The following is a 12,225-nucleotide window of genomic DNA, read 5'->3' as shown; positions in this document are numbered from 1 at the left end:
TGAGGTTGAATAAATGAATGATAAATAAGCGTTAAACTTTAATATCTTTAATTTAAAATCTAATTGAGTAATTTAAATAACAACTTAAAAGTTATAGATTTAAAGAAGGAATTGTTATATAATATTTCAAAAGCATAAGACTATATATAAAGCCATTTAAACATTAAAACAACAACTAGAATAAACGTAGGAGGCTTGATCAATATATGGAAAGTAAAGTAAAGCAATTCATCGAATCCGAAAGAGCACTGAGCCAACTGAAGCATTGGCTTAAAACGACCCAAAGTTTATCTATGGAAGAATTTGTTGTGCTGTATAAAGTTTATGAGGCACAAAAAATTAGTGGTAAAGTATTAAGGGATACTTTGCATTTTGAAATGTTGTGGGATACAAGTAAGATTGATGTTATTATACGTAAAATTTATAAAAAAGAACTTATTTCAAAAATTCGCTCTGATTCGGATGAACGACAAGTGTTTTATTACTTTGATGAAAAGCAAAGTGAGCTACTCAGCCATATAACGGCGGCTATCGAAACTTCTCAAATGGCAAATTAATAAAAAGGTTAGGTATAATGAATGCCACACATTCACATATACCTAACCTTTTTTAATTAGTATTGTGTTTTAACTTTACGTCCATGGACGAATAAATAAATAATTGCTGTAACAAGGGCTACTATTGCCATAATGCCGTATAACTGAGCAAATGACACAGCAGAAGTTGCGAATCCTAATACATATGGGCCGAAACCTAAACCAAGGTCTAAACCTATAAAATAAGTAGATGTCGCGATTCCATATTTTGTAGGAGGAGAGACTTTAATTGCGATTGCTTGCATACTTGAAGAAATATTACCGTAACCACAACCAAGCAAGAGTCCAGCTATAATAAGTAACCAACCTGAATTTGTAAAACATAGTGCAACGAATGTTAATATTAAACAAATGAATGCAGGATAAACTACGACGTTTTCATTTTTGTCATCCATCATACGACCAGCAACAGGTCTTGTGATTAATGAAGCAATAGCATAGAAAATAAAGAAGTAACTTGCTAATGTTACTAAATGAATTTCTTCAGCGTAAAATTGTAAAAACGTAAGTATTGAAGAATAAGTTAAACCAGTGATTAACATAATAATGGCAACTGGTACAGCCTCTTTTGCAATATAATTGTTAATATTAAATTTCTTCTTACTTTGTGTATCTTTCTTAGGCTCATCTTTTATTGTTTCAAATTGTAAATTAATAAAGAATGATACTGCAAAACTAACGATGCCACATATTAAACAAATAAAGAATAATAATTCAACTGGGAAAGCATTAATTAATAATAAACCAAAGAATGGTCCTATAGCTGCGCCTAATACTAAACTTAACGAGAATAAACTAATACCTTCACTTTTACGTTCTTGAGGCGTTACATAAGCTGCGATTGTACCAGTTGCAGTAGTTGTAACACCTGTCGCGATTCCGTTAATAACACGTGTAATCATTAATACTGTTAATGAACCCTCAATAAAATATAATAGTTGAGAAACGATTAAAAATATTAATCCGATTAGTAATATGCGCTTTGGTCCAACTTTATTTACATATTTGCCCGTTGTAAATCTACCTATGAGGGATCCAATAATAAAAAGACCTGAGACTAATCCGGCTATACTATCTGATGCATGATATTCAGACTTTGTATAGCTCGCTATAATTACAATTAATAAATACATACATAGGTAAACTAAAAAGTTCGTTAAAAAGTTAATGTTAAAGCTTTTAGTCCATATTGGTGTTTTTAGAGCACCTTGTTCTACATGTTGCACTACTATTCCTCCTCTAAATTAGTTAATTGTTCGTGTAATGCCAATACAGTTTTAATTGTGATATCGGCTTCTTCTGCAGTAATACCTGAACGTTCGACGATATTACCTTGAATACGGTCAAATTGTTTACTCATATTCTCAAATAATTCAGTACCTACTTTTGATAGAGTTAAGATGCGCTCTCTTTTATCATTACCTTGCTTTATAGTTAACAAGGATTTGTCTGATAGTACTTTTAATATCTTACGTGTTGTCGGTTTTTCGATAGCTCTTCTTTTAGATATTTGTACTAATGTTGTTGGTTCGTTAAGGGCTATATCTTTTAACACAAGCCATTGAGCTGAAAATAAATCATACTCTTCAAATATCGGTTGAAATAATTTTACATATGGTCGATACATACCTGTTAAACTATCAAATAATGTTTTTGTATTCATAGGCACCTCTCAAGTAGTTAGCTTGGCTAACTTTATTTACAACGTTTACTATTCTAATGCAATTTTGAAAATAAAGCAATAGGTAAATACAAATTTTTAATTAAATTAGTATTATGTTTTTCAGAAGGAAAAATTACCATAAATTGTAAATGAGTGTTGGCATTATTCGGGTATTAGTAAAATACGAGTAATGGGAGAAGTCATTTGTTAATATAGAATTAAATAAATTTAAGGGGTTTTATCCATGAATCTTAAACTTGATCATTTCGTGCACTATATAAATAATTTATCAGAGTTTAAATATCCAGGGGAATTGTTCACATTATACAATGGGGGACGTCATGAACGTTTTGGTACGTTTAATCGACTAGCTTATATATCGAATGCTTACATAGAATTGTTAGACATATATAATAGAGAAACTTTATTAAAAATATGTAAAACAGACGAGGGTAGAGTTGCCTTTCCTTCTAAATTAGTTCAAGACAATTATAAACAAGGATTAAAAACACTCGCTTTTAGGACGGATGATATTGACTATTTGAAGTTAGAATTAGAATCTAAAGGCGTTGATATTATTGGTCCAGTTAAGATGAAGCGTGTTGATGCAAAGGGTAATAAAATAGAATGGCAACTATTATACATTAATGAACTAGATGAAGAAGTTAAACCGCCATTTTTTATACAATGGGATGAGCCGGATGAAGTGAGAGAGAAGAAACTAGCACCATATAGGCAAAATGAATTTACAGTTAAAAGCGTTTGTGTTGGATGCGAAAATAGAAAGATTACGGCAGCTAAATGGAGACAGTGGTACGAAATGAATGTCGTCAACGATGATGATGAGGTCACAGCGTTGCAATTACCACATGATAATGTGATTTTTGAATTTTATAATAGTGATAATCCTAGATATGAAAAAATAGTCTTGCATGATAGCAAGACTACTGCGTCGTATACTTTAATAATTAGAGGCTTACATTATCTTTTTGAGGCTGATTAATAAATGTACTGGTAAGCACTATGCGCGATGATGAATATATGCAAGAGTGCTAATATGAGTGTTATAATAGCACAGTATGTTGCCACTTTGTTAGTACGTATTAATAAAAGGAATAAAGATAGTACAAAGGTCAACGTAGCGAGTATAACGCGTAAACTAAAATTGTTAATCGTTAACGGATTGGCTAATGTATGGATAACAATTATAAAATTTATAATAAATAATAAACTGAGGATAATTATTCTCATGGTAAACCTTCTTTAATTTGTATTTATTTCATTATATCAAAAGACCATGTTATACGTGAAAGATTGAATTGTGCGTTGTATAATTAAAGAACTGAAAGATAAAGGAGACAGAGATATGGAAAAGATGAATATTACAAATCAACAACATGATGCATTTGTGAAAAGTCATCCAAATGGGGATTTACTGCAATTAACAAAATGGGCCGAAACAAAAAAATTAACAGGCTGGTATTCTAAGCGTATCGCTGTCGGTGAAAAGGGTGAAATCGTAGGTGTAGGACAATTATTGTTCAAAAAAGTACCTAAATTACCTTATACGTTATGTTATATCTCACGAGGATTTGTCACTGATTACTCGAATAAATTAGCTTTAGAAGCATTATTAGAAAGTGCGATGCAAGTCGCTAAAGATGAAAAAGCTTATGCGATTAAAATTGATCCAGACGTAGAAGTAGATAAAGGCGTTGAAGCATTGCGCAACTTAAAATCACTCGGTTTTAAACATAAAGGCTTTAAACAAGGATTATCAAAAGACTATATTCAACCTAGAATGACAATGATTACACCGATAGATAAAGATGATGAATCACTTATTCAAAGCTTTGAACGTAGAAATCGTTCTAAAGTTAGATTAGCACTAAAACGTGGTACAAAAGTTGAAAAGTCAGATAGAGCAGGGTTAGCAACTTTTGCGAATTTAATGAAAATAACTGGTGAGAGAGATGGATTCTTAACACGAGATATTTCATATTTCCAAAATATTTATGATGCATTACATGATGATGGAGACGCCGAATTGTTTTTAGTTAAGCTTGAACCTAAACCAGTTTTAAAAGAATTAAGACAAGACATGGATGACTTAGATCAAGAAATTGTTAAACTAACTGAGAAAAAACAAGATAAAAAAACTTTAAACAAAATAAAAGATGCCGGTAATAAAAAGGATAAAACGCAAGCATTAATTGATGATTTAGAACAGTTAGAAGCTACGCATCCTGATGGTATATATCTATCAGGCGCATTATTAATGTTCTCAGGAGAAAAAGCGTATTATTTATATGGTGCTTCTTCAAATGAATTTAGAGACTTTTTACCTAACCATCACATGCAGTTTGCTATGATGCAATATGCGAGAGAACTTGGTGCCAAAACTTATGATTTTGGTGGTACTGACAATGATCCAGATAAAGATTCAGATCATTATGGTTTATGGACCTTTAAAAAAGTATGGGGAACTTATTTAAGTGAAAAGATCGGAGAATTCGATTACGTGCTAAATAAACCACTGTACCAAATTATTGAAAATGTTAAACCGCGATTAACTAAAGCTAAAATCGCACTCTCTCGAAAACTTAAAAGGAAATAGTTTTTTTAGAGATTTTACTGTCGACAATAAATGGTCGACAGTTTTTTTATGACAAAGATTACGTTATAACAAAAAATTTATAAATGAAAGAAGAAGCTTTTTAAATAATTAGCTATTTAATATAACTTAGTAAATTAAAAGCGATAAATATAATGTGTAAAATTATTTGCATTAATTGTAAAAAAGGAACTTAATATTTTTTGATTTATGTTAAATTATAACTAAATTGATATTTTGATGGGGGATTAAGTTAATGATAAAAAAATTGCTACAGTTTTCACTAGGTAATAAATTTGCTATTTTTTTAATGGTGCTACTAGTGATTCTCGGTGGTATTTATTCAAGTGTAAAACTTAAACAAGAGTTGTTACCTGATGTTGAACCACCGATGATGACAATTCAAACATCTATGCCAGGTGCGACGCCAACTGCTGTTAAAGATGACATCAGTGATAAGATCGATGACCAAATAAGGTCAATGGCAGATGTAAAGGATGTTAGTGCTGAATCTATTCAAAATGCTTCTATGGTAACTGTGAAGTATGAAGATGGTACCGATATGGATAAAGCTGAAAATGATTTAAAAAAAGAACTTGATAAAATAAAGTTCAAAAGTGGTGTTAAAGAACCTGAAATAACACGTAATTCTATGGATGCTTTTCCTATAGTCGCTTATTCTTTTACTAATAAAGAGAACAATCTAAAGGACGCTACTAAAAAAATTAATACGCATTTAATACCGAAATTACAACAAGTAAAAGGTGTGCAAAATGCGCAAGTAAATGGGCAAACAAAACGTGAAGTCTCAATTAAATTTGATAAAGCAAAACTTAGTAAAAATCATTTAACCGAGCAAGACGTGCAGAAATATATTAAGAATGCTACAAGTCAAACGCCATTAGGTTTATTCCAATTTGACGATACTGATAAATCAGTTGTTGTAGATGGCAAGTATAAATCTGTAGATGCTTTGAAAAACTTAACGATTCCGCAACAAGGTGCCAGTAGCGGGGCTAGTAGTGCTGGTGGTCAACAAGCTAGTGAGATGATGTCACAACAATCAAGTGGAGATAATGATTCATCTTCATCAGTTAAATTAAAAGATATTGCAGACGTGAAGTTAGGTGATACGCGAGAAAGTATCTCTAAAACTAATGGTAAAGATGCATTGAATGTTCAAATTACGAAAGCACAAGATGCAAATACCGTACAAGTAGCTGATGACGTCAGCGATAAAATTAATGACTTTAAAAAACAAAATCCTGATATGGCATCTCATATCGTTATGGATACTGCGAAGCCAATTAAAGATTCACTGAGTACAATGATTAATAAAGCATTGTTAGGTACGATAGTAGCCATTATCGTTATCTTATTATTCTTAAGAAATATTAGAATGACGACGATTTCAATCGTTTCGATACCAATGTCTATTTTAATAGCCATGATTGCCTTAAAGCTCTCAAATATATCATTAAATATATTAACATTAGGCGCTTTAACCGTTGCAATTGGTAGGGTTATCGACGATTCAATCGTAGTAGTGGAAAATATTTATCGTAGACTCTCTGATAAAAATGAACAATTAGTAAAAGATGATTTAGTTATTAGTGCTACAAAAGAAGTATTTAAACCTATTTTGTCATCCACTATTGTTACAATCATAGTCTTTTTACCGCTTGCTTTTGTAAGTGGTTCAGTCGGAGAAATGTTTAGACCTTTTGCTTTAGCGATCACATTTAGTCTATTGGCGTCATTATTAGTTTCAATTACAATCGTGCCGGCATTAGGGTCTACTTATTTTAAAAAAGGACTTAAACGTAAAAAGGAAAAATCACTTGGGATTGTTGGTTCAAATTATCGTAAAGTCTTATCTTGGTCATTAAATCATAAATGGATTGTATTAATTTTAAGTACAGTTATTTTGATTGCTAGTATTGTACTGGGCGCAGCTAAAATAGGTACAAGTTATATATCAACTGGTGATGACAAATATATGGCACTGACTTATACACCAAAACCTGGGGAAACTAAAGGTAAAGTTTTAGATCATGCAGAGCAAGTACAAAAATATTTAAACCATAAAAAGAAAGTTACAACAGTTCAATATTCTGTAGGAGGACCTTCACCAACTGATCCAACAGGTAGTACGAATAGTTTAGCGTTAATGGTGCAATATGATTCTAATACACCTCATTTTGATGAAGAACCGGATAAAGTGTTAAAACACATTAGTAAATATAAACACCCTGGAGAATGGGGTAACCAAGACATGGGTACTGGTGGCAGTAACAATAAAATTGAAATCGATGTTACTGGACCTTCTTTAGCTAAAATAAAAGGTACCGTTAATGAAATCGAAGACACTATGAAAAAAGAACATGGTATTGCTAATGTGAAGTCTGATTTATCACAAACATATGAACAATACAACATTAATGTAGAACATAATAAAGCTGCTAAGCAAGGTATTACAGCTTCTCAATTAGCAATGACACTAAATCAAAATACACCTGACCAAACTGTAACTACAGTTAAAGATGGTGGTAAAAATGTTAATGTTAAAATTAAGCAAGACAAAGTAACAGACTGGAGTAAAGATAAATTAGAAAGTACCAAAGTACCATCGCAAACGGGCAAAGAAGTTAAATTGAGTGATATTGCTAGTTTAGAAAAAACGTCTACGCCAAACAAAATTAAAACAGAGGCTGGAGATTATACATCAACGGTGTCTGGTAAAGTAACAAGTAGTAATGTTGGTGGTATTTCGCAAAAAATGATTTCAAAAGTTAATAAAATGGATAAGCCTAACAGTGTGAAAGTGAACGTTGGCGGGGCCAATGATGATATCGGCAATGCAATTACACAATTAACTTTAGCGATGTTAGCAGCAATAATTATTGTTTATTTAGTATTAGTACTTACTTTCAAAGGTGCTTTAGCGCCATTCACAATTTTATTCTCATTACCATTTACTGTAATTGGCGTAGTATTAGCTTTAGTTATTACAGGAGAAACTTTATCGGTACCAAGTATGATTGGTATGTTGATGCTTATTGGTATTGTAGTGACTAATGCTATCGTATTAATTGATAGAGTAATTAATAATGAAAAATCTGGTATGCCTATGAAGGAAGCGCTGATTGAAGCAGGCGGTACACGTATAAGACCGATTCTAATGACTGCATTAGCAACAATAGGTGCATTGATACCGATGTTATTTGGGAAAGATAGTTCGATGCTTATTTCAAAAGGGATGGCAGCCACTGTTATAGGTGGATTGATTTCATCTACAATATTAACTTTAATTGTAGTACCCGTTATTTACGAAATATTAATGACGATGAGAAACAAGCTAAAACGTAGATTTAATAAATAAATAACAAGAGGTTAAAACGATGACGTTTTAACCTCTTGTTTAAATTAAATAAAAAAGCATCGTCTTTGAACGATGCTTATAGTCTATATTAGTATAAAATAAGTGTTAAGATGATATATATCACTAATAAAATTACTGTAATTATATTTAAGATATTAACAGCTTTTGGGTCTTGTTTGCTAAATTTAAATGCCGTGATTTCAACATTTCCGACGATAAGTAAGAGAATAACGAATACCCACCAATTAACTGCTGCAAACGATAATGTTGTTAGGGCTACAACAAATATCAATAAGATAGCCATTATGATTCTTAATATTTTAGTAAATATAGTATTCATTTTATAAATACTTATGTAACTAACAATTAAGTAGAGTAGCGGTAATAAGATAAGATAAAGTTGCATGATTTAACATCCTTTCGAAGTTCGTTCTAATCTTAGCATGAATATAATCTTCTGACTAGAATGCTAATTTTTAGATTGGTTATTTATTTCTGAGCGAACTAAAGCAATTTCTTCTTCAATTTTTGCGAGTTGACGGTGTAGAGGATCGATATCTTGGTTTAAAGATTCTCTTTTCTCAAGATCGTTTTGTAATCTTACATAATCATCTTTAAGTTCCATTAATTTAGAATTTAAATCCATATTGATTCTCCTTATTTATAAATAAAAATATTTAAGAATATTAATTAAATTATAACATGAAATTGATAGCTTCTAAAATAACAAGTAAGTATGTTATAGTATGAAAATGTAATGAAAACGGAATGAAAGAAGGATTACTGTGACGCAACAATTTATTATTATTATTTTACTAATAGCGTTAGGTTATATATTAAAGCGACTTAATTATTTCAAAGCAAACGATAGTCAGATTTTTGCAACATTGGTATTAAATATCACACTACCTTCTTTAGTTATTGTTAATTTAAATAAAGCGGAACTAGATATTTCATTATCAATATTACCTATCATGATGATTTGTTTCGGAGTTATTGCTAAAATTGTTGTTATTTGGTGCTTTTTAAATAGAGATAACCAAATTAGAGGGACAATGGGAATGATGACGGCATCACTAAATATTGGGTTATTTGCTTATCCACTTGTCGCGACGATATGGCCTGAAAAAGGCATGATTTATTTTGGTATGGCTGACATAGGCGGAGCTATTATTATGTTTGGTGTTACTTATTTTGTAGGTAGCTACTTTAGTAATGGTGCGGACAATTTTGATTTTAAATATTTAGGTAAAAATATTGTGAAGTCAGTACCATTAATGACTTATATTATTATGTTCATACTTAATTTAGCTAACATTCATTTCCCTGCACCAGTTATTAGTTTCTTCTCAACACTTTCTAAGGCCAATATGCCACTATCAATGATTTTATTAGGTCTAATGTTGAGTTTTAAAATTGAAAAACGTTATTTACCACTTGTTGCAAAATATTTAGTTTTACATTATGGTATCGCGTTAATAGCTGGTTTATTGGTGCATTATTTGTTACCAGTCCACGATGAAATGATAAAAACGACATTGCAAGTTGCATGGTTATTGCCTGTCGGTGTGTCTGTTATTCCTTATGCGATTCAATTTAAATACAGAACCTTACCCATTATTGGCATGGTAACTAATTTGACTATAGTGATTAGTATAATAATATTGTATGTGTATCAAGCGATTTTTGTTTAATAATTAGGGACAACAAAATTTTAAAATGAAATGCGAATCTGTAGTTGTGGGTTCGTATTTTTTTTGGCTTACTTTTCTAGGGGACAGCTTCAACGAGTAGTTTTCAGCTTGTCCTGTGTCCTTAGGTGTCCCGCTAAACATATAATGTCATTGCCACTAGTATCATTAAATTAGATTTTTATACATTGGATCGCTTTCCAAATAGGAATGAGATTAGTTTTTATTCATGAGCATAGTGCTTTGAATCATTATCGTAGTTATAGTTTTTGAGTGTAAAACATCGTACTAATTCGAATTAAAGTTTTATAGGATGCATGATTTATTTGTAGGTAGATTAATTTTTAACACCATCATAACAACTATATTTGTGCTAAAACAAAAACAGATGAAACACTTATGGTTGTAAGTGTTTCATCTGTTTAGTTAAAACTATGAATTAATAGTTCTATTATTTTAATATTACAATAAGATTATATTAACCTTTACCGCCCATAAATGCAGGGTAGTTTGTCATACCGCCATCTACATAAATTGTAGTACCGTGAATGTAATCTGAGAACTCAGAAGCTAAGAATAATGCAACGTTAGCCACTTGGTGTGCTTCTCCAATTTCTTTTGCTGGAATCATTTCTAATGTTTCAGCACGTGTAGTTGGATCAGAGAATTTTTCGCGTGTATGTTCTGTAACAATAGCTCCCGGTGAAATATTATTGATACGAATACCATATTGTGCGTATTCCATTGACATTGTTTCCATCATTAACTTTAAGCCGCCTTTACTAGCTGCGTAGTTAACGTAGTTTGGCCAAGGAATAGTATCATGTACACTAGAAGTGTTTAAAATAACACCTTTTTTATCTTCTTTTAAAAATTGATTTACAGCTGCTTTCGCACCCATAAATGCACCAGTTAAGTTAATATCAATAACTTTTTGCCACTCTGAAACTGACATTTCGTGAGTTGGAATCGGTTTTTCGAAACCAGCATTGTTTATCATTACATCTAGTGTGCCGAATTCTTTAACAGCAGTTTGTACAAGGTTATTAACGTCATCTTCAACAGATACATCGCCTTGAACTTTAATAGCTTGGCCGCCAGCATCTTCGATTAATTTAATTGTTTCATTTACATCATCTAAATGATTATCACTTAAATAGTTCATTACTACTTTAGCTTTTAATTTTCCAAATTCTTCTGAGAAAGCTTTACCTAATCCACTTCCTGCACCAGTAATTACGACTACTTTGTTTTCTAAATCTTTGAACATTCCGTTGTCCTCCTTAAGTTATTACGCTTTTAAATTTCCTAAGATAAAAGCAGCAACAATGATTAATACGATACCTGACCATATGCCAATCATTTGACGTTTGTCTTTACGTTCGCCTAATAAATAAATTCCACCTAATGTTGATACGATAACGAGTAATTGTGAAAATGAGAAACTTGTTGCTACACCAACTCTAGGTTGAGAGTAGAACATAAATAAGTTACCAATACCCCATACGACACCTGGTATTAAATTTAAAGTAGTACTCTTGATAGAAGTTTCATGTTTCATAGATAAGATAAAGCCACCAATAGCCATACCTATTGATTGGAAGAATAATGCGCTTGTTCCGTCCACACCAAAGATTTGTGCTACAACGACATAAACGACATAACCAACAGTTGAAATTAATAAAATCATCATTGCTTTACCAAAGTTACTATTGCTTCCCGAAGCTTCATTTCTACCTTTTAATGATGTTAATGCAATACCAATTACTAATAAGACCATGGATAATAAACCTAAAATCACTTGTGTCCCAGTGCTCCATTCTCCTAAGAAAATAGCACTAAATAGTGTTGTACCGACTAATTGCATACCTGTAGAAATAGGCATAGTTTTCGAAACGCCAATTAAATTAACTGACTTCAATTGATAACCCTGTCCTAATGCCCAGAAAACACCTGATATTAAGCCAACAACAATTACAATGGGGTGATCGAATTGTGCTTGACCGGATAATAGTAAAATAATACCAATGATTAGCGTACCTAAAGTAGTCCCTCTAATTTGGTTAAAAGGGCCACCTCCGACTAATACGTTAATTAATACTACACTACCCCAGAATATTGCAGGTAGTAGCGCTATTAAAAAATCCATATTACTACTCACTTCTCTCTCTAATATTTTATGTGGGAGCTATACGTTTAAAATAGCTACAACTAGATATATTAAATTAAATTAATAGTATAGTAAATAAAACCGGTTTCTTTTTTTATATGAAAACGTT

General features: G+C 31.6%; 12 protein-coding genes. 5 read left to right on the top strand and 7 right to left on the bottom strand.

Annotated elements, in window-relative coordinates:
• Positions 1 to 206: 206 nt before the first annotated feature.
• Positions 207 to 557: a transcriptional regulator, SarA/Rot family gene (locus RPL90_RS00690; RefSeq protein ID WP_048792987.1), complete on the top strand. Its 351-nt coding sequence runs from the start codon at positions 207 to 209 to the stop codon at positions 555 to 557.
• A gap of 56 nt (positions 558 to 613) precedes the next feature.
• On the opposite strand, the gene RPL90_RS00685 is transcribed toward RPL90_RS00690, so the two are convergent.
• Entirely contained in the window at positions 614 to 1,822 is a 1,209-nt protein-coding gene (locus tag RPL90_RS00685; protein WP_313541439.1) for an MFS transporter, read from the bottom strand.
• Between the two features lie 2 nt (positions 1,823 to 1,824).
• On the bottom strand, positions 1,825 to 2,259 hold the full coding sequence (locus RPL90_RS00680) for a MarR family winged helix-turn-helix transcriptional regulator (protein ID WP_313541438.1): 435 nt from the start codon (positions 2,257 to 2,259) through the stop codon (positions 1,825 to 1,827).
• Positions 2,260 to 2,503: 244 nt separating this feature from the next.
• Here RPL90_RS00680 and RPL90_RS00675 point away from each other — a divergent pair, with 244 nt between their 5' ends.
• Entirely contained in the window at positions 2,504 to 3,262 is a 759-nt protein-coding gene (locus RPL90_RS00675; protein WP_313541437.1) for a VOC family protein, read from the top strand.
• Here RPL90_RS00675 and RPL90_RS00670 read toward each other — a convergent pair.
• A complete protein-coding gene (locus RPL90_RS00670) occupies positions 3,259 to 3,510 on the bottom strand; it encodes a hypothetical protein (RefSeq protein WP_313541435.1) in 252 nt (83 codons plus the stop codon). The genes RPL90_RS00675 and RPL90_RS00670 overlap by 4 nt on opposite strands.
• 115 nt (positions 3,511 to 3,625) lie before the next feature.
• Between RPL90_RS00670 and RPL90_RS00665 the strand changes: the two genes are divergently transcribed.
• Together RPL90_RS00665 and RPL90_RS00660 are read left to right on the top strand one after the other, a co-directional pair.
• The gene (locus RPL90_RS00665; protein ID WP_313541433.1) at positions 3,626 to 4,876 is read left to right on the top strand and encodes a lipid II:glycine glycyltransferase FemX; all 1,251 of its coding nucleotides are present in this window, start codon (positions 3,626 to 3,628) and stop codon (positions 4,874 to 4,876) included.
• A gap of 253 nt (positions 4,877 to 5,129) precedes the next feature.
• Positions 5,130 to 8,255 (top strand): efflux RND transporter permease subunit, encoded by a 3,126-nt coding sequence (locus RPL90_RS00660; RefSeq protein WP_313541431.1) that lies wholly within the window; start codon positions 5,130 to 5,132, stop codon positions 8,253 to 8,255.
• Between the two features lie 88 nt (positions 8,256 to 8,343).
• Here the strand turns inward: RPL90_RS00660 and mspA are convergent, their stop codons facing one another.
• Complete coding sequence (gene mspA, locus RPL90_RS00655; RefSeq protein ID WP_313541429.1) at positions 8,344 to 8,661, bottom strand: membrane stabilizing protein MspA; 318 nt, start codon at positions 8,659 to 8,661, stop codon at positions 8,344 to 8,346.
• A gap of 63 nt (positions 8,662 to 8,724) precedes the next feature.
• A complete protein-coding gene (locus RPL90_RS00650; protein ID WP_313541427.1) occupies positions 8,725 to 8,901 on the bottom strand; it encodes an SE1832 family protein in 177 nt (58 codons plus the stop codon).
• A gap of 139 nt (positions 8,902 to 9,040) precedes the next feature.
• Between RPL90_RS00650 and RPL90_RS00645 the strand changes: the two genes are divergently transcribed.
• Positions 9,041 to 9,949, top strand: coding sequence for an AEC family transporter (locus RPL90_RS00645; RefSeq protein ID WP_313541425.1), 909 nt, complete (start codon positions 9,041 to 9,043; stop codon positions 9,947 to 9,949).
• A gap of 475 nt (positions 9,950 to 10,424) precedes the next feature.
• Here the strand turns inward: RPL90_RS00645 and RPL90_RS00640 are convergent, their stop codons facing one another.
• Positions 10,425 to 11,216, bottom strand: a complete 792-nt coding sequence (locus RPL90_RS00640; RefSeq protein WP_313541424.1) for a glucose 1-dehydrogenase — start codon at positions 11,214 to 11,216, stop codon at positions 10,425 to 10,427.
• A gap of 21 nt (positions 11,217 to 11,237) precedes the next feature.
• Entirely contained in the window at positions 11,238 to 12,095 is an 858-nt protein-coding gene (locus RPL90_RS00635; RefSeq protein WP_313541422.1) for a GRP family sugar transporter, read from the bottom strand.
• Positions 12,096 to 12,225: the final 130 nt, after the last annotated feature.

Source organism: Staphylococcus kloosii (assembly GCF_032139365.1).
Lineage (GTDB): Bacteria > Bacillota > Bacilli > Staphylococcales > Staphylococcaceae > Staphylococcus > Staphylococcus kloosii_A.
This window is presented reverse-complemented; position numbering and strand designations above follow the sequence as displayed.